This is a genomic window from Pseudoalteromonas fenneropenaei, assembly GCF_042643375.1.
GTDB classification, from domain to species: Bacteria; Pseudomonadota; Gammaproteobacteria; order Enterobacterales; family Alteromonadaceae; genus Pseudoalteromonas; species Pseudoalteromonas fenneropenaei.
Genome location: NZ_JBHRSD010000010.1, coordinates 260,005 through 278,974, shown reverse-complemented (window position 1 = coordinate 278,974; position 18,970 = coordinate 260,005). Strand labels below are relative to the sequence as shown.

Below are 18,970 nucleotides of genomic sequence, written 5' to 3'. Positions count from 1 at the left end.
TCAACAGGCTCTAAATTAGCTGCAAAATATCCAATTGCAATAACAGCAAGTCATACTCTGATAAAGATAGAGTGCGCTATTCGACCACTTTTACTGAAACGATGTCGCAATCTGCTCAAAAATAGGGGTGATGAGTTTATTCCCCAAGAAGTTTAAATGATTGTTATCTGAGTAATATGGGTACCCATCTTTTGACGCATAACAAAAATTGTCATCACATAAATATTGCGTCGGGTCTAATATCTCTACTCCACATTGTGCTTTGGCTTCATCTTGCATCTCCCAAATAAATTGATTTCGCTTTTGATAGTCGAGAACACTTTGTCGAATATCTTGCCGCTCTTTATGAAATAGCACATTTCTTATTAGTAAGTTTGAGGTATGTATTGCCATCTCTGGTATTGGGCGAGTTATAAACACTTTTTTAGATTTTGCCTTTATTTTACATATTGTCTGAATGTAGTTAGATTTCAATTTGTTTCTATAGTTATCACTAAAGTTGTATTCTGGTGTATCTCCTTCAAGAAATAAAACAGGTCGATTCCAAAATCGTTCCTTCGCTATATCGTTCGGGCCATAAAAGTAATATGGCAGTCTATTCATAATAACGACTGTATTAAACACCTTTTTATTCAAGACCTGTTCAACATAGCTCGCACAGGACTTTTCATTCCTTGCCTCCATACCAAAGTCAGTATATTGCACTCCCTCCAGCATTGGGCAACCGGCTCTGTTAAATAGTGAGAAAGAGAGTGAGTGACGTTCCATCACTTGCTTTAGGTAGGCTGCAGAAACACCAGCATGCGAGTCTCCAAGCAGTACAAGGTCACCTTCCATTGCTGCATTGTTTTTAGGTTGTTCATCTACTTGCTTTTGAGTACTAACGACTTTTTGTATCTCAGGAGCGGATAATCTCCAGCTGTAGTCGCCGAACTTTACGCTGGCGGAAAAAATACATAGTAGGAGACAAGGGAAGGCAATGGTAAGTAATTCTTTCCTCACACCACATTGAGATAAGAACTTTCTTGAAGGTTTTTCTAGCAAAAGGTATGAAAAATGCCCCAGAATTAGGCTCAATAGTAGTCCGGCAGTGACCCATATCCACTCATTTTGAAGATTAGTAAAATATAATGCTACGACAATCGGCCAATGCCAAAGATACAAAGAGTAGGAACGTTCACCAAGCCATTGAGCGATTCGGTTGTTCGTGAATATATATGACTCTGTTTGAGAAAAAATAATGAAGCAAGTTCCTAATACAGGAATTGCAGCCCAGTAACTGGGCCATGGCAGCTGCTCATCGATAAATATAAAGCTGCTGATGATCAATATCCAGCCAAGCCAATGAAGACTCTGGCTTTTCAAGGACTGGGCTACATTTTGTTTTGTTAAAAGATAGATTAAGCCACCAGCACTTAATTCCCAAATACGCGTTGGTAAAAGATAGAAGGCTGCAGAAGGGTTAGTTTCTGAAATGCTCAAACTTAGGAGAAAAGAAGCGAGGAACAAAATGAACAAGCTGAATGTTATCGCTCTTGTACTTTGCCAAAATTTCCTAATGACAGTAACAAATATCGGAAAGAGTAGATAAAACTGTGCTTCAACAGCGAGTGACCAAGTGTGAAGTAGCCATTTTTCTTCTGCAGCAGTGTCAAAATAACCTGCTGTTTTATAAAATAGTATGTTGCTAGCGGAGTTTATGGCGAAAAATGATTGTAACCCAAGCGATTTATAGTCTAGTGGAGGAAGCCATAACCAACCTAAAGCGAGTAAGGTAACAATGAGCGCAAACAGAGCCGGTAAAATTCTTCGCGCTCTTGCCATGTAAAACTTCCAGATGGAAAAGCTTCCATTTTCACTTCCGCCTACAATAATTACAGTCATCAAATAACCGGAAATGACAAAAAAGACATCAACACCAACGAAGCCTCCAGAGAGGCCGAACAGGCTAAAGTGAAAAAGTAAAACCGCCATTACGGCCCAGGCTCGCAGACCGTTAATATCTTTTCGAAAGCTAATTGTAGGGGGAGCGGCTTGGTGCATGATTCGGTTCCTCAATAGAATTGCTAAATGATATAGGAATTAAATTTCAGTTACAATCTTACCTTTTGTTTTAAAAGGGAAAATGGCTAATTCGATAGAGCAAGATGTACGATAGCTTCTACACGTTCAGATATCCTCACTGAGGGGAGTAAGAAACTCTATTTACATGAAAAAGATGGTGGGAAGTTTAGTTTTTGTGCTTTTTGTTTGTTAAAGGAGCAGTTGAATCAAAAAAGTGATTTTTTCACTTTACCTTTCAAAAAAGCTCTTTATAATGCGACGACATTGCAGGGGCGTAGTTCCAATTGGTAGAACAGCGGTCTCCAAAACCGATGGTTGCGGGTTCGAGTCCTGCCGCCCCTGCCACTTCCTTTATCTCTCGCGCTAAATTCCGTATAGTACCCAGTTAACTCAGTCAGCTAACGTGTTATTTCCTATGCAGTCTATTTATCACAATTTATTTGGTTTTGATGCTTTACAACTGAAAGGCAAATATCAAACCACGGCTTTGTCTGGTTCAGCTCAAGCTGTTGCCTCGCACACTTTGCCAGCCACAACTGAGTTACCGGATGGGCAACTCAAGCGTGATCTTCAACTGGTGATTGGGGAGCGGACATTACGCTTAGGTGATGCACTGAGTGTCACAGCGCAGTCTGTGGTACTGCCAAGTTTACCGCTAAGTGTTAGCCAAAAACGTCAATTGTGGAGTTTACTCTGTGAAGTTTGATTATCGTGCAGTTACAGCCCAATCACTAGACGCGTTAATGGACGTCGAGCTCAGTTGCCATGCTTTCCCTTGGTCACGTAAAACCATGGAATCTTGCATTGGCGGTCGTTATTTTAATTTGGCGGCATTTGCTGAAACTCGTTTAGTTGGGTTTTATATTGGTGAACAGGCTGGACCTGATTACACCCTGATGGATATTTGTGTGCACCCCAACTGGCAGCGTCAGGGTATCGCCAAACATTTGCTTAATGCTTTTCTTGAACATTGCCAAGCACAAGATGCAGAAAATGTGTTTCTTGAAGTACGAGCTTCTAACACGGGTGCAATTGCACTTTATGAAGCGGCGGGCTTTATTGAGATGGGCAAACGGAAAAACTATTATCCGACAGCAGAGGGGCATGAAGATGCCATTTTAATGGGCATGAGTTTTATGTTCGGTGCACTCTAAGTGATTTACCTCAGTTCGCACTGAGTTTGGCTAAGGTGGCGTTACTTTGCCTGACTTATTGGTGTTTTGCGTGAGTTTTGCAACACTGAGGTAGCCGGTTCAGGCTGGGTGTTGATGGTATATTTAATCGCTTCTTGTAACTTCAATAATGCGTAGTGCCACAGTTCCGATTTTCGTGATTTAAGACTTTGCTCTAGTTCATCCGCTGCTTGATGCACATTCATAAAACCAAAGCAGCCGGCGCTCCCTTTTAGATTATGCGCTTGTGCGCGCAACGCTTCCCAATCTTGGGCTTGATAGTAATCGTTCACCAGTTCAAGTTGCTCGGGTAGCTTGCGGCGATAGTTTTCAGCAATTTGCTGGAACTTTTCGCTTTGTAGCAAAGCATCCCATTTAGACTGATTGCTATGTTGTAATTGTAAGTATTTCACTAGCACTTCACCTAAGGCACGTTTATCAATCGGCTTGCCTAAAGTGGCAGAGCAACCCGCTTCTAAGTAAGTGGCAATATCTTGCTTCATCACGTTGGCAGTTAAGGCGACAATTGGCCCATCGTACGCAGCATGGCGTAGCATCTGGGTGGCTTCTAAACCACCCATCACCGGCATCTGCATATCCATTAAGATCAAGTGGTAATCATTGACCAAGGCTTTTTCCACCGCCTCTGCACCATTGTTGACAATATCAGGTACCAGTCCCCAAGCGCCAAGTAGCAGCCGAATGAGTTCTTGATTATCTGGGTTGTCTTCCGCTACAAGAATTTTGGCATCGAGCTGAATCGCGCTCAGTTCATCGCTGACATTCATCGCTTCAGGTGTGCTTTCGAGTGTTTCTAGCAGTTCCAAAGGCTGCTCAGCTGAGAAATTACTGGCTACAGTCACCACAAAACGACTGCCAGCACCTTGGGTGCTGGTGACGGTTACGTCACCGCCGAGTAACTGGGCAAGATTTTTTGAAATACACAGACCGAGACCTGTGCCGCCAAAGCGCCTTGTAGTGGTGCTGTCAGCTTGTTCAAAGGGTTTAAACACCCGTTGTAACTCAGCCTGCGACATCCCAATACCAGTATCTGTGACTTCAAAACAAAGTGCCTGCGTTGTATCGTCAAAGCTAACATGTAATACAATCCGGCCAATTTCGGTGAATTTGACCGCATTACTGGCAATGTTTAAAAGGATCTGCTTTAAGCGTGTGGCATCACTGTAAACATAGCGCGGTAATGGCAGCTCAGTTTCAACCACAAATTCCAGCAATTTTTCACTAGCAAGCGGCGCAATCACTGCGCTCACATCATGCAGGAGCGTGATAACCTCAGTTTGGGTTTGCTCGACCGCCAGTTTTTCCGCTTCGATTTTCGATAAATCGAGAATGTTGTTGATCAGTTCAAGCAAGTGCTTAGAGTTGCGTAAAATGGTGTGTAAATACTGGCTTTGGCTGGCAGGGTCTGGATGTTGTAAAAGCTGCTCTGTAAAGCCCATGATAGCGGTAAGTGGGGTGCGAATTTCATGGCTCATATTGGCTAAAAAACGGCTTTTGAGCTGATTCGCTTGCTCAGCTTGAGTGATAGCGAGAGCTAAATGTTGGTTACTTTGCTCAAGTTCTTCGGTGCGGCTGTCGACCATTTCTTCGAGGTGTTCTTTATAGTCTTTTAGCTCAGTTTGGGTATCGCGAATTTGCTTCACCATGTGGTTAAAATCGCGAAATAGGGTGCCCAGCTCATCACTACTTTTTTCTGGTAGCAGCACATTTAAGTCGCCGCTACCGACCTTTTGACTGGCTTCACCCATCAAGGTAATAGGCGAGAGCAGTAAGTTACGCACCACAATAAAAATGAGTATAGGTAAGCTAAACACCGAAAGTAGCACGATAACCGCGGTAATTAGGCTGATGATCCGCCCCGATTTGTAGAGCAGTGATTTAGGAATAGTCGATAAATAGTAATAACCGTTGGCCAGTTGCATGGCAAATACCATGCGGTCAGTGTTATCTACTGTGGGCAAAGTGCTGGCGCTGAGACGATTGCTTTCGCTGTGGTAGTGTAAGTCACTCAGTTCTGCCTTAGATAAGAATTTTCCGACTAATTCAGACTCCGAGCTAAACAAAATTTTCCCGGTGTGGTCGAGCAAGATGTTAGAGGTGAAATCGTATGGCGACTCTAACATGCTGGTTGCAATAAGCGTGGGGTCTACTTTTAGGACAATGTAGCCTTGTTGTTGCGGTCGCTTGAGCTGATAGTCGACGCTGTAGATCTGCTGAATAAAGTAAAGGCGTGTTTGTCCTTCGTCCTCTTGACGCATGTAGTATTGTTGGCGCACGCTGCTTTGGCGAATTTGCTGAAAAAACGGATAACCTTGCGGCATTTCGCTTAAGTCACTGGAATAGAAGGCGTTACTGTCACCCTGAGGGGTTAACAGCTCAATGCTGACGATATCCGGATATGCCTCACCATAACTAGCAAAAACGTCAAGTAGGGCGCCGAGGCGCTGCGAATACAGTTCATGGCTGCGATCACTAAAAGCCAAGAAATCGCCAAGCACTGGCGAGCTGCTCAATAGTTTAGTAGTGGACTGATAAACATCGATGTAATTGAGGATTTTTTGCTGTTGCTGTTCAACAAAACGACCCACAATCAGCTCGGCCTGTTGTTGTGTAGAGCTCGTCACGTTTGACAAAGTGAAGCCGCCAAGAAATAACAGCGGCAAAATCACTAAGGGGGTGATGTACCAAAGTAGTTTGAGACTGAGCTTACTGGTGCGCATTGAAACGATGACTTCCGCTGTCCTTTAAGTATGTTTAATAATAAGTTGATAAAATTGTAGGAACAAGGCGAAAACGACAAATAAGCGACAACTTTTGTTCGCGCAGCCACCATTTTTTGTGCTTCGGCAGATTGTAGCTGCGTCCGTGGCCTAGGAGTGTGCTTTAAGTTGTATTGATCCTATTTACTGTTTTTGAGGCGGAACCCCACAGCCCATGATGGTATGCTAAAGGCAAATGCTAACTGTTTAAAAAACCATTGATTGTTTATAATGTCAAGATCAGCGAAAATAGCAGCCACTTTGATTAACACGACGGATTAGATACGCGAGGCACCGAGCAGTGGGGCTTTCACAGATATCACCCAATCCGCACCCAAACAGAAAGAATTTACACATGGCAAACCAAGATTTTCTTAACGAAATCAACAAGCGAAGGACTTTTGCTATCATCTCGCATCCGGATGCGGGTAAAACCACAATCACCGAAAAGGTATTGTTATTCGGAAAGGCATTGCAACGTGCCGGTACGGTAAAAGGTCGTGGTTCTAACCAGCACGCCAAATCTGACTGGATGGAAATGGAAAAAGAGCGTGGTATCTCGGTTACTACCTCGGTTATGCAGTTCCCATATAACGATGCATTGGTGAACCTACTTGATACCCCAGGCCACGAAGACTTCTCGGAAGATACTTACCGTACTCTGACGGCGGTAGACTCTTGCTTGATGGTGATTGATGCGGCGAAAGGTGTTGAAGATCGTACCCGTAAGCTTATGGAAGTCACCCGTTTACGTGATACGCCAATCGTAACGTTTATGAACAAGCTTGACCGTGATATTCGCGACCCGATGGAAGTGTTAGACGAAGTCGAAACCGAGCTGAAAATCATGTGTGCGCCAGTAAGCTGGCCGATTGGCTGTGGTAAAGAATTCAAAGGTGTGTATCACATTCACCGTGACGAGACGATTTTGTATCAATCTGGTCAAGGTCACACCATTCAAGAAGTGCGTATTGTTAAAGGCTTAGACAACCCAGAGCTAGATAAAGCCGTGGGTGAAGATTTGGCACAGCAACTGCGTGACGAATTGGAACTGGTATTAGGTGCATCGCACGAGTTTGACTTGGAGCTGTTTTTACAAGGCAAATTAACCCCAGTATTCTTCGGTACTGCGCTTGGTAACTTTGGTGTTGACCACATGTTGGATGGTTTAACTGAATGGGCACCAGCGCCTCAGCCACGCCAAACTGAAACCCGTGCGGTTGAAGCAAGTGAAGAAAAGTTCTCCGGCTTCGTGTTTAAAATCCAAGCTAACATGGACCCAAAACACCGTGACCGTGTGGCGTTTTTGCGTATCGTGTCGGGTAAATATACCCAAGGCATGAAGATGAACCATGTGCGTATCGGTAAAACCGTCAGTATTTCTGACGCGGTGACCTTTATGGCGGGTGATCGTGAGCGTGCAGAAGAGGCTTTTGCTGGCGATATCATCGGGTTACATAACCACGGTACGATTCAAATCGGCGATACTTTTACCCAAGGCGATGCCTTGAAGTTTACTGGTATTCCAAACTTTGCGCCGGAATTGTTCCGTCGTATTCGTTTACGCGATCCACTCAAGCAAAAGCAATTGTTAAAAGGCTTAGTACAGCTTTCGGAAGAAGGTGCGGTGCAGGTGTTCCGTCCACTTATCAACAACGACCTGATAGTAGGTGCGGTGGGTGTGCTGCAGTTTGATGTGGTGGTTTCACGTCTGAAATCTGAATACAACGTTGATGCGCTTTATGAGCCAGTAACAGTACAAACAGCACGCTGGGTAAGCTGTAAAGACACGAAAAAGTACGAAGAATTTAAACGTAAGTGTGAAGTGAATCTGGCACTCGATGGTGGCGATAACTTAACTTACATCGCGCCGAGCCGAGTGAACTTGAACCTCACTATGGAGCGTTACCCAGAAGTCTCGTTCCATCAAACTCGTGAACACTAATTGCGCGCAAAAAGGACAAGATAATGAATATTAGACAATTACTTATCGAAAGAGCGGTGGCTGCCATGGCAGCGGCTGGGGTGCCAGAGGGCACTAACCCAGCGGTTACGCAAAGCACGCGCGCGCAATTTGGTGATTACCAAATCAATGGTGCAATGGGTGCGGCAAAAGCACTAAAAAGTAACCCGCGTGAATTGGCGCAGAAGATCATTGATAATTTAGACGTCAGTGATTTAGCCCACACGGTTGAAATCGCAGGTCCTGGTTTTATCAATATTCACTTAAAGCCAGAGTTTTTAGCCACCAGCTTGATGGCGGCAAATGCTGATGCGAAATTGGGCGTGAGTGAGCATGCACAGCCACAAAAAGTGGTGGTGGATTTCTCTTCACCTAACCTTGCCAAAGAAATGCATGTTGGTCACTTACGTTCAACCATCATTGGTGATGCGGTAGTACGCGCGTTAGAGTTTCGTGGCGACAGCGTAGTGCGGCAAAACCACATGGGCGACTGGGGTACTCAGTTCGGCATGTTGATTGCGCACTTAGAAGACTTATTGAACCAAGGTATTGATTTAGAAAAAGTTGCATTAGCAGATTTAGAAACTTTTTATCGCGATGCGAAAAAACGCTTTGATGATGAAGAAGGTTTTGCCGATAAAGCCCGTGATTATGTAGTTAAACTACAAAGCGGTGATGCACACTGTGCGAAACTGTGGCAGCTGTTTATCGACACTTCCGTAAAACATTCTGAAGAAGTTTACCAAAAGCTTAACGTGACGCTAAAGCGTGAAGACATTATGGCAGAAAGTGCTTACAACGATGCACTGGCTGGTGTGATTGCAACACTTCAGGCGAAGGGCTTGGCAAAAGAAGACCAAGGGGCGCAAGTGGTATTTTTGGATGAACTAGCTAACAAAGACGGTGAGCCATCGGCGTTTATCGTGCAAAAGTCGGGCGGCGGTTTCTTGTATGCAACCACAGACTTAGCAGCTTGTGATTATCGCTCTAATCAGCTTGGTGCCGACCGTATTTTGATTTTTGTTGATGCACGCCAAAGCTTGCACTTTAGTCAAGTTGAGCTGACTGCGCGTAAAGCTGGCTTCCTGCGTGATGAGACCAGCTACGAGTTCTGCCCATTTGGCACTATGATGGGTGACGATGGTAAACCATTTAAAACCCGTACTGGTGGCACAGTAAAATTAGCGGATCTATTAGAAGAAGCGGTGAGTCGTGCCACAGAAAAGCTGGCTGCTCGCGAGTCTGAGCTAAGTGCCGAAGCACGTGCGGAAATTGCCCGTAAAGTGGGTATCGGCGCGGTTAAATATGCTGATTTATCAAAGCACCGTACCAGTGATTATATCTTTAACTGGGACAGCATGTTGAGCTTTGAAGGCGCAACGGCACCTTATCTCCAATACGCCTATACGCGGGTGAGCAGTATTTTCCGCAAAGCTGGGATTGAGAGTGCGGCACTGACAGGTGCTATCAGCATTGTTGAGCCACAAGAAAAAGCTTTAGCACTGAAATTACTGCAACTTGAAGAAGTGTTGGATCTAATGATCGCAGAAGCGACACCGCACGTATTATGTGGTTACTTGTACGAGCTTGCCAGTTTGTACATGAGCTTCTACGAAGCGTGTCCAGTGCTTAAAGATGATGTCGCAGCGGATGTACGTACTAGCCGTTTATTGCTTTGTAACTTAGTGGCAAAAACCTTGGCAACAGGCTTAGACCTACTTGGTATCGAAGTAATGGAGCAAATGTAAGCGGCTTTATACTCGCCTACCTGCACTCCAAGTAGTTTGAGTATATACCGAGGTAGCGACTCATTGCTGAAGTACACTGAGTCGCTCACGTCGCTGCGAGATAACTCGCCGCGACACTTAATCTAAAAAGGAAGTCTTAATTCTCGAGTTAGGGGGCAGTATGAAACTGGATGATATTCGTCGTGAATATACGCAAGGTGGTTTACGTCGTGAGATGCTGGACGCATCGCCGATTACGCAGTTCGAGAAATGGTTAAAACAGGTGGTTGATGCCGGCTTTCCCGATCCAACCGCTATGGTGGTTGCAACTGTGGATGCAGAGGGCCAACCATCTCAGCGTATTGTGCTGTTAAAGCAGTTAGATGAAAACGGCTTTACCTTCTTCACCAACACTGGTTCGCGTAAAGCGCAAGAGATCAAACACAACAACAAAGTGTGCTTACACTTTCCTTGGCATGGTATTGAGCGCCAAGTGATTGTTTATGGTGAAGCAAAACCATTGCCCACTACTGCGGTGGCGAAATATTTCCTCTCTCGCCCTGAAGAAAGCCAATTGGCAGCTTGGGCGTCACAACAATCCAGACCGGTATCGTCACGTAAAGTGTTAATGGAAACCTTTCACTCGTTAAAGAGCAAGTTTGCCAAAGGGCAAATTCCATTGCCGGATTTTTGGGGTGGTTATTGTGTAGTGCCGTCAAAAATTGAATTTTGGCAAGGTGGCGAGCATCGTTTGCATGACCGCTTTATGTATCAAAAACAAGCCGATGGCACATGGCAAATCGAGCGCTTGAATCCTTAATCGATACTCACTGCCATCTTGATTTTGCCGAGTTTAATGCTGACTTAAGCACGCAATTAAACTTGGCAACTCTGCAAGGTGTGTCCGCTTGGGTAGTGCCAGGTGTTACGCTCAAACAAAGTGAGCAGTTGCTTACATTTAAGCAGCAGCATGCCAATGTCGGTATTGCATTTGGCCTCCATCCTTATTTCCTCGCTCTGCATGACGATAGCCACATGACGCAATTGGCCACTTTAGCACGTACCGAACGTGCGAATATAGTTGCCATTGGCGAATGTGGTATCGATGCTAATATTGTGGATATCCCACGCCAACAGGATTTGTTTGCCGCACATATTAGGCTTGCCAATGAATTGGCGCTGCCTTTAATTGTCCACCATAGACAAAGCCATCATTTACTTGCTGCGGTATTTAAACAGCACCCGCCACAATTTGGTGGGGTTATTCATGCCTTTTCTGGGTCAATGCAGCAAGCTGAGGCTTATCTTAAGCTAGGTTTTAAACTCGGCATTGGCGGCACCATCAGTTATCCGCGTGCAGTGAAAACCCGCACTGTAGTGGCTGCGCTGCCATTATCGGCCTTAGTGCTGGAAACTGACGCCCCTGCCATGCCTTTGGCGGGGTTTCAAGGGCAGCGCAACAGCCCAGTGCAGTTACGATTGGTATTTGAGCAGCTTTGTGCGCTGCGCAATGAGTCTGCCCATGAGATTGCGCAAGCATTGAGCTGCAATACTCATAGCGTGTTTGGGCCGCTCTAAAACCCGCATTGTGCGGTTATGATGTTGGTGAATTTTCATAATTGCAAAAAGTCAGCTGACATCTGCCCGCGCGCATGTTAAAAATCGAGGGCAAGTAAAAGGAGCCCCCATGTCGTTATCTTCCGCAAATTCGTCGCTATCTCAGGTAATAAGCAAGCCAACTTGGTGCAACTTTGATTTAACCCCAGCATCCGCACCGGCCCATAGACAAAGACTGGTACTATTTGGCCGTGTAATCGGTGATGACGAGCTCACCATAATTCAGCAAGCCTATGCAAAGGCTGGTATTTCACTAGGGTTGGTCGCACGTTTTGCGGTGGACGAGAGCTTACCTGAGGCGCTTGCGTGCGTGCCGGTCGACGCATTCATGAGTATCAACCAAGAATTACGCAGCAAGGTACGAAAGGTCGCTAAGCAGTATAGCTTACAAGCGGTGCTCATTGATAATCCACCGACTATTTTACAGCCAGGGTTATTAGTGATGGATATGGACTCGACCGCCATTACCATTGAATGTATAGATGAAATTGCTCGCTTAGCGAATGTGTATGATGAAGTCGCGGCAGTAACCAAAGCAGCGATGGCAGGTCAATTGGCGTTCAGTGAGAGCCTCTATCAGCGCGTTGCTAAGCTAAAAGGCATTGAACTGAGTTTACTTGACACCATACGTTTTGATTTACCGCTGATGCCGGGTATTACTGAGTTATGCGCTCGGCTTAAACAACATGGCTGGCGTTTAGCTATCGCCTCTGGTGGTTTTACCTTGTTTGCTGAGCAATTACGCGAGGTGTTACAGCTTGACGACGTGGTTGCCAATGAGTTGGAGTTTGATGGCAGTGAGTTAAGTGGGCGAGTACTTGGCGCTGTCGTCGATGCTGAGAAAAAACGCGAAACCTTAGCGGCGCTACGCACAAAATACGCAATACCTAACGGGCAAACAGTAGCGATGGGTGATGGTGCCAATGATCTATTGATGATGGCGGAAGCGGCATTAGGTGTGGCGGTACATGGCAAAGAGAAAGTCGTTACTGAGGCAGATGCGGCAATTTGTCATGGCTCGTTGACGCAACTGCTTTATTTACTTAGCACGCCTTAGAGAATGCGCTTGAGCTAAGTTATTAAATGCCACTTGAGACTAACGCAAGTGGCCTTCTAACCAAGCTAGTTTACGGGCGTGCATACCTTCCACCAGCGATGTTTCAAAGTCAAAATAGCCGATAACTTCCTCACTGATGTCAATGACATCCCCAACCCCAGCAACCGCCCATAAGGTTTCTTCCAACTCTTTGGCTTTGTGAATGGCATAGTGGCTTACATATCGCATTTCATTCGCCAGATAGTCGATGTCTGGTCGGCCCGTTTTGGATACATAAAGGCGGTACACAAATAACAGCTCACCCTTGAGCGCCTTTTTGGCAAACAAGTAAAGCGGTTCTAGCGGTTCATCCAGTGCCACGCATTGACTTTTAAGCGCTTCTTGCGCGCTCGTTTTGCTCGGATCAAACTTAATAAACAAAGTGTATTGCAGAGGCTTATCTTGTCGTGTGTGCGCGCGCAGCGCTTCAGTCAGCGCGCTATCAATAAAACCAGTAGGCAGCAATTGCTCAATCGAAATTAAGTCACCACTGCTTTGGGTAAAGTGACCAAGAATACGATGTAACGAGGTTTTATAAAGGCCGACACCCACAGCGCCAATCTTGAGGTTTTGCCCCGCTTTATGGAAGTAAAGCGGAAATTGACACACGCTTTTGGTCACCATATTCCGTAATGCCGTAGAAAGCCCTGGGATCTTCGGGCTTTCATCACAAGCTTGTAATTTACTCTTGTTGTTTTCTATAAGCTGAGTAAAGAATTGGATAGCCACGCCTTTACTGCTGTCGGTGGGGTTACTTACACGCAGGTTGATGGTGGTTTGTGACTTACTTACTGCCATCACTTCGTAGCATAAATGCGAGAGGTTATGCTGTTTCGTTATTTTTTGTAGTTCCGGCAAGCTGATATAAACGATATCGCCTTTTTTCAGCTCAAGCGGTCGCTCGGCTTCAATTTGCATGCCCATCACCGAAAAGTCACGACTATAGGCATTAACGCTCACATGCCCCTCTAAATGTAGTTCAACCGCAGTTTTGTATAAGTAGCGGCGATGAGCACGTAAATTTACATACTCAAGCGCAACCGCCTCTAAGTAGGGTGGGTTGGCGGCTTTGCCATGGCCAAATTGTTTCAGTTGATTAAGCTGCTCTTGCGAGTAACTTTGTTGCTGATATTTAGCCGTTATCGCTGGTGTGCTTATCTCAGTGATAACCAGTAAAAACTGTACGTCATGGATAAGGCCCTGCACTCGAGGCGTAGGGGGCTTGTTGAGCTTTTCAAGGCTTTTACCCAGTGACTCAGGCAAAGAGAGCGGAATAAAGGCATCTTCGCGGGTGCTTGGCATTAACTGCAATTTAAAGCTCATCCAGCTGTCTTTCTTACTGCCAAAACCAAAAAACAGCGACCTTAACTTTGGCATTTGCAAAAGTTCTGCCTCGGTGGCTGAATAATAGTAAAGTTTACCGCCAACACTGTGGGTAAAGGTGTAGAGAATGGTTTCCTTAACGCTACTGTGTTTGTCCATCAATGCCTTGAGACGGCGTTGATTCAAAATACTGTACAGGCACGACACTTTACGCTCATCACAAAAATAGCGATGAATAAAGGCACTGTTTTCATTGTAAAGGGCAATATTGGGGATTAAAAAATTGTCTTTTTTACTAATAAAGGTAAAAAGCGACGCCACCCGAGGTAAGTAGTATTGTTCGTAGCTTTTACATACTATGGCATCCATAGTGTTATCAAGATTGATTTTGTAGCGGCGCTTATTACCGTGAATAAAGCTATTGAGAAAGTCATCAAAGCTTTGATTTTTCTCGATAAAAGTTCTTTTTAGACGAACGTGGTTGTATTCGCGACTGACCGTTTCAACCGCCACCACTTCATACTGAATACCACTTTTTAAGCCAAGCTCAAATTCTTGCTCAAGGCCGACTAAGCGAATAGAAAGTAAGTCGCCTTTATTGACATGATGTTTGGGTGCCAGTTTGATTTTTGCGCCACTTAAGGAAATATCAGAGGTTGTGGCGGAGACGGTGCGGCCTTTTGGTAAATCAACACTGATTTTGATAGAGTAGTTCATCCGCTCTTCAATGCGGCTCTCATAAGAAGCAAAACGTACGGCTTTGACATAGTGTGGATTTTGTTCTGGAGTTTGTTCTCCCGATAATTCACGAAGCTGCGCTTCTCGCTGCATGACGCGGTAATTATTTTCAGTGTGCATCACGGCTTCGTATACAGCTAAGGTGTAGCCACCATGGCGGGCCACTTCTTCTTCAAATACAGCGATGGCCACATCGTCCATAAAGTGTTGTTTGCCCTCATATTCATAAGGGCGAACTTCACCTGCGACTTGGCCGCGTAAATCAATAAAACGAGAAACAGGTTGAGATAAACGCGACATTTCCATTTTCAACAGAAATTGGTCTGGTTTGGAAAGATGCGAAGTTGTTTGACGGAATATTTTTTCAAAATTCTGGTCGCCGAGTTGAAGTTTCAACTCGTTGATCAAATCTTGATATCTCAGTAACTTATCTTCAGCCATTGCCATCATCACCACAAGCGCGAAAGTTTAGGTACTCTCGTTGCATGCTTTTCGTTATTATTATTACTTATTTACTCGTCAGCTTTCTTTAATGCGCAGTAATCACTTGTATATGTAATAAAATTATTGCTAATCCAATCACTTAGTCTAGTGAAATGGACAGTGAATACTCAATATGTAACCCTACGCATTGTGAAATCCAGCGGGTAATCTTACAGTTCGGGCCAAAATATTGGCAATGTCTATTACCAACTTTAGTGGAATTCTACTAAAAGCAATTAGTGTGCCTAAGTCTATGGTAAAAAAGAAAACTGCATTTGTCTGTAGTGATTGTGGTGCGGAATTCGCCCGTTGGCAAGGGCAATGTTCTGAATGTAAAGCTTGGAATACAGTTACTGAATATCGTGTTCCTTCAATAAAAACACAGCCTCGGGCTGGCAACATGAGTGGTTTTGCCGGCATGGTTGAAGCTAAGGTACAAACCTTAGATGAAGTGAACCTCGAAAGCTTGCCGCGCTTTTCCACCAGTTTTAAAGAATTTGACCGCGTGTTAGGTGGCGGGGTAGTGCCGGGGAGCGCAATTTTAATCGGTGGCGAGCCGGGCGCGGGTAAAAGTACTTTGCTACTGCAAACCATGTGTTTATTGGCAGAGCACATGAATACTTTGTATGTGACGGGTGAAGAATCCCTTCAGCAAGTAGCCATGCGCGCGAAACGTTTAGGTTTGCCAACCAACAAGCTCAAAACGTTAGCGGAAACCAATGTCGAAACCATTTGCCAATTGGCGCTACGTGAGCAGCCGAGCATTATGGTCATTGACTCGATTCAAGTCATGCACATGACGGATATCCAATCTGCTCCGGGTAGTGTTTCACAAGTGCGTGAGAGCGCGGCGTACCTCACACGGTTTGCCAAACAAAATCAGGTCGCCATTTTTATGGTTGGCCATGTCACTAAAGATGGCACGCTGGCGGGGCCAAAAGTGTTAGAGCACTGTATTGACTGCTCAATTTTACTTGAAGGGAGCAGCGATAGCCGTTTTAGAACCTTACGCGGTCATAAAAACCGTTTTGGACCCGTTAATGAGTTAGGCGTATTTGCCATGACAGGGCACGGTTTGCGTGAAGTGAACAACCCCTCGGCGATTTTCCTCAATCGTGGTGAGCATCAAACTCCAGGCTCGCTGGTGATGGTGATTTGGGAAGGCACTCGACCGCTGTTAGTTGAGGTACAAGCGCTGGTGGATTATTCGCAGCTGAGTAACCCGCGTCGCGTGACAGTCGGTTTAGAGCAAAACCGGCTTGCCATGTTACTGGCGGTACTGCATCGCCACGGTGGCTTACAACTGGCTGATCAAGACGTCTTTGTTAACGTGGTTGGCGGCGTTAAAGTCACTGAAACCTCAGCCGACTTAGCGCTAATTGCAGCACTGTTATCAAGCTATAAAAACCAAGCGCTGGATCGCCAGCTAGTGGTATTTGGCGAAGTGGGGTTAGGCGGTGAAATTCGTCCAGTCCCCAGTGGTCAGGAGCGCCTGCGAGAAGCTGCAAAGCATGGCTTTACCAGAGCCATAGTGCCACTTGCTAATAAACCCAAAGAAGCGATAGAAAATATGGAAGTGATAGCGGTTTCAAGCCTTGAACAGGCGTTGGACGCACTGTTTTAAGCAGGGTATGCGGTAGTCAAAAGTGAAATGTAGGCCAGTATAATACTTGCCTACATTTTAGATGTCTCAGTGTTAGACAATAATATGCGGCACAAACCGCGCAGTATCTTTGGTTATGGGCGACTCATCCTCGCGGATGGTTAAGCCACAAGCTTGGTTATCCACCAGCCATACGCCACATAGAGTATGGTCGTTGCCAAATTGCGGTAACGGCGCCAATGCCTGTGTAATAAACCCTTCACTGCCATAACTACCACCTTGATGAATGCGGCCTTTTTGTGGGTGAAACCACGTCACATTGCTGCCTTCACGACCAAAAACCGGCTTGCTGACAAATGCCTCGCCCAAATCTGCTTGCTCTTCCCCTGCAAAGTAAGCGGGCAATAGGTTAGGGTGATTGGGAAAGTGTTGCCACAGCAAAGGTAAAATAGCTTTGTTAGACAACACCGCTTTCCACGGCGGCTCGATAAAGCGAGTATGGGTGGTGTTGAGGTGTGCAGCAAAATCATCGCTAAACAACTGTTCCCACGGGTAGAGTTTAAACAACCCTTGCACTGGCTGATCTTCTAAGTCGGTGAGCTGCCCAAGCGCATCCACGCCCAAATCTTCAATCGGCAACAGTGCTGTGGCAAGACCAGCTTGATAAGCGCAGTCTTGCAAGTACATCACAGTCCCTTTGTCTTCTATCGAATCGGCGCAATAGGCAAAATGCCAAGGGTGAGAGCGAGGTAAGCGCGCAAATGCCGCAATTAAACGTTCTTGAATGCAGTTAAATTGGTCGGCATTACGTGGCAACACGCCACGATCCACTTGTTGCTCAAGCCACTGCCATTGGAAAAACGCCGCCTCGTACAAGGATGTTGGCGTATCAGCATTGTATTCGAGTAATTTTGCTGATGCTTTGCCATTGTAGCTAAAGTCGAATCGACCATAGAGGCTCATGTCGCGGTGGTGCCAACTATCCGCAATGAGATCCCAAAACGGTTCTGGGATACAAAAACGCCGCAGCAGCTGTTCATCGGTGACTATTTTCTCGACCAAGGATTCACACATCTGGGCTAGTTCGTTACTGGGATCTTCTAAGTCATGTTCAATTTGTTTGAGCGTAAACTGGTAAAAAGCGCGCTCATCCCAATACATTTCATTATCAATTCGATAAAAATCGAAACCGTAAAATTGTGCCTGAGCGGCCAAATCGGGCCGCTCCTGACAAGAAATGCGCAGCATTAACCGCCCCAACTACTACGAGAAGAAGCACTACGACCAAACCCGCCACGCGAAGTGGTGGTGCGTGAGGTCGTTACTGGGTAGCTAGTCGCTGATTTTTTTACCATCACTGAGCCACGATTACTGACGCTGGAAATATAATCATTCTTGGAATTGCGGAAGCTAAAATAATCGTCCCGTGAGCGGTAAAGTGGCCGGCCGCCACCAAAGTAAGTTCCGCCCATATAGGCTTGTTTACGCTTTTTCTTTTTCGCGTAATCTAACCCTTCGTCCACAGCTTCTGCGACTGCGGCGATTAAGAAACCCGCCATGATAGGACGCCAGATAGAGCCGGAGCCTTCACACTGATCAAAGCCAAAATCGCTTTCACAGAGCTGTTGATTAGCGTATTTAGGCGCTTCTTGAACATGATTCTCAAGTGCTTGCTGATACTGTGCAGTACAGGCTTCAACATCTACCCCAAATGAGGTGCAATCTTCGATATTGTTGAAGATAAGGCTTTGTTCTTCACTGTCACCACAACCGGCTAATTGAGTGCTGGCACCGAGCATCAGGGTGAGTTTTATAAAACGACTACGTTTCATCCCTGCGCTCCTTAGTAAGTCATACACGCGGCGTTGAGGATACCGGTAGCAAGTGACGCTGCCCCTAAAAAGAGGCCGGCGCTCAGTTTACCTTGTTCAATCTTTTCTGAAAGCGCTGGCATATACAAACGCACCATGAAAAACGTCACGAGTTGCATAACGCCTGCTATCACAGCCCAAACCACAAAGTCGAGTAGTGATACTGCGTTGATAGCGGCACTGGCAATGGGTAATACGAAGCCAATTAGCGTGCCAGCAAAGCCAATCGCAGCGGTGGTATTGCCCGCTTTAACTAAAGTCCATTCACAGTGTGGTGTGACTTTTGAGTAAATAAAGAGAAAGGTGACGGTGAGCAGATAGCCAAGGCTAAAATATAACGCAAAAGGCACAAAACCTTGCAATGAGTCCAAAATCATAATTTTACTTCCTGTTTTTATAGTGCTAGGTGGAATGTAGTACAAAAAGCCAAACTACTGCAATGTTATGCACTACGAGCGCGATTGCAGCTTTGTCACAGTACTATACCCTGCCCATTTGAAGCCGCCGCGGAGTTGGCTACGTTTGCTCCCTCA

14 protein-coding genes and 1 tRNA gene are annotated in these 18,970 nt (G+C 45.6%); 9 read left to right on the top strand and 6 right to left on the bottom strand.

What is annotated here, in order from left to right; all coding sequences use genetic code 11:
* Nucleotides 1-90: 90 nt before the first annotated feature.
* Entirely contained in the window at nucleotides 91-2,043 is a 1,953-nt protein-coding gene (locus tag ACFOEE_RS05340; protein WP_377121665.1) for an acyltransferase family protein, read from the bottom strand.
* A 289-nt stretch (nucleotides 2,044-2,332) separates the two neighbouring features.
* On the opposite strand from ACFOEE_RS05340, the gene ACFOEE_RS05335 reads away from it, so the two are divergent.
* The 3 genes from ACFOEE_RS05335 (at nucleotide 2,333) to rimI (ending at nucleotide 3,218) form a co-directional block, all read left to right on the top strand.
* Nucleotides 2,333-2,409: transfer RNA gene (locus tag ACFOEE_RS05335), tRNA-Trp, on the top strand.
* Between the two features lie 70 nt (nucleotides 2,410-2,479).
* Nucleotides 2,480-2,770, top strand: a complete 291-nt coding sequence (locus ACFOEE_RS05330; protein WP_377121663.1) for a hypothetical protein — start codon at nucleotides 2,480-2,482, stop codon at nucleotides 2,768-2,770.
* 37 nt (nucleotides 2,771-2,807) lie between these two features.
* Nucleotides 2,808-3,218: a ribosomal protein S18-alanine N-acetyltransferase gene (gene rimI, locus ACFOEE_RS05325; RefSeq protein WP_377121871.1), complete on the top strand. Its 411-nt coding sequence runs from the start codon at nucleotides 2,808-2,810 to the stop codon at nucleotides 3,216-3,218.
* 41 nt (nucleotides 3,219-3,259) lie between these two features.
* Here the strand turns inward: rimI and ACFOEE_RS05320 are convergent, their stop codons facing one another.
* Entirely contained in the window at nucleotides 3,260-5,977 is a 2,718-nt protein-coding gene (locus ACFOEE_RS05320) for a hybrid sensor histidine kinase/response regulator (protein ID WP_377121661.1), read from the bottom strand.
* Between the two features lie 394 nt (nucleotides 5,978-6,371).
* Between ACFOEE_RS05320 and prfC the strand changes: the two genes are divergently transcribed.
* The 5 genes from prfC to serB all read left to right on the top strand — a co-directional run bounded on the left by prfC (nucleotide 6,372) and on the right by serB (nucleotide 12,380).
* On the top strand, nucleotides 6,372-7,961 hold the full coding sequence (prfC, locus tag ACFOEE_RS05315) for a peptide chain release factor 3 (protein WP_377121659.1): 1,590 nt from the start codon (nucleotides 6,372-6,374) through the stop codon (nucleotides 7,959-7,961).
* Between the two features lie 23 nt (nucleotides 7,962-7,984).
* Entirely contained in the window at nucleotides 7,985-9,727 is a 1,743-nt protein-coding gene (argS, locus tag ACFOEE_RS05310; RefSeq protein WP_377121657.1) for an arginine--tRNA ligase, read from the top strand.
* Between the two features lie 160 nt (nucleotides 9,728-9,887).
* Nucleotides 9,888-10,526 carry a pyridoxamine 5'-phosphate oxidase gene (pdxH, locus tag ACFOEE_RS05305; RefSeq protein WP_377121655.1) on the top strand — a complete coding sequence of 213 codons (639 nt, stop codon included), beginning with the start codon at nucleotides 9,888-9,890 and terminating at the stop codon, nucleotides 10,524-10,526.
* A complete protein-coding gene (locus tag ACFOEE_RS05300) occupies nucleotides 10,499-11,284 on the top strand; it encodes a TatD family hydrolase (RefSeq protein WP_377121653.1) in 786 nt (261 codons plus the stop codon). The genes pdxH and ACFOEE_RS05300 overlap by 28 nt, the downstream gene beginning before the upstream one ends.
* A 109-nt stretch (nucleotides 11,285-11,393) precedes the next feature.
* Nucleotides 11,394-12,380: a phosphoserine phosphatase SerB gene (gene serB, locus ACFOEE_RS05295; RefSeq protein ID WP_377121651.1), complete on the top strand. Its 987-nt coding sequence runs from the start codon at nucleotides 11,394-11,396 to the stop codon at nucleotides 12,378-12,380.
* A gap of 39 nt (nucleotides 12,381-12,419) precedes the next feature.
* Here serB and ACFOEE_RS05290 read toward each other — a convergent pair whose 3' ends face one another.
* Nucleotides 12,420-14,921, bottom strand: a complete 2,502-nt coding sequence (locus ACFOEE_RS05290; protein WP_377121649.1) for a PilZ domain-containing protein — start codon at nucleotides 14,919-14,921, stop codon at nucleotides 12,420-12,422.
* A gap of 295 nt (nucleotides 14,922-15,216) precedes the next feature.
* On the opposite strand from ACFOEE_RS05290, the gene radA reads away from it, so the two are divergent.
* Nucleotides 15,217-16,587 carry a DNA repair protein RadA gene (gene radA, locus ACFOEE_RS05285; RefSeq protein ID WP_377121647.1) on the top strand — a complete coding sequence of 457 codons (1,371 nt, stop codon included), beginning with the start codon at nucleotides 15,217-15,219 and terminating at the stop codon, nucleotides 16,585-16,587.
* A gap of 72 nt (nucleotides 16,588-16,659) precedes the next feature.
* On the opposite strand, the gene ACFOEE_RS05280 is transcribed toward radA, so the two are convergent.
* From ACFOEE_RS05280 to ACFOEE_RS05270, 3 genes are read right to left on the bottom strand one after another with little or no spacing between them, the layout of a single operon-like run.
* Entirely contained in the window at nucleotides 16,660-17,814 is a 1,155-nt protein-coding gene (locus ACFOEE_RS05280) for a glutathionylspermidine synthase family protein (RefSeq protein WP_377121645.1), read from the bottom strand.
* Nucleotides 17,814-18,398: a DUF1190 domain-containing protein gene (locus ACFOEE_RS05275; RefSeq protein ID WP_377121643.1), complete on the bottom strand. Its 585-nt coding sequence runs from the start codon at nucleotides 18,396-18,398 to the stop codon at nucleotides 17,814-17,816. Before ACFOEE_RS05275 ends, ACFOEE_RS05280 begins: the two co-directional genes overlap by 1 nt.
* Before the next feature lie 11 nt (nucleotides 18,399-18,409).
* The gene (locus ACFOEE_RS05270; RefSeq protein WP_377121641.1) at nucleotides 18,410-18,814 is read right to left on the bottom strand and encodes a DUF350 domain-containing protein; all 405 of its coding nucleotides are present in this window, start codon (nucleotides 18,812-18,814) and stop codon (nucleotides 18,410-18,412) included.
* Nucleotides 18,815-18,970: the final 156 nt, after the last annotated feature.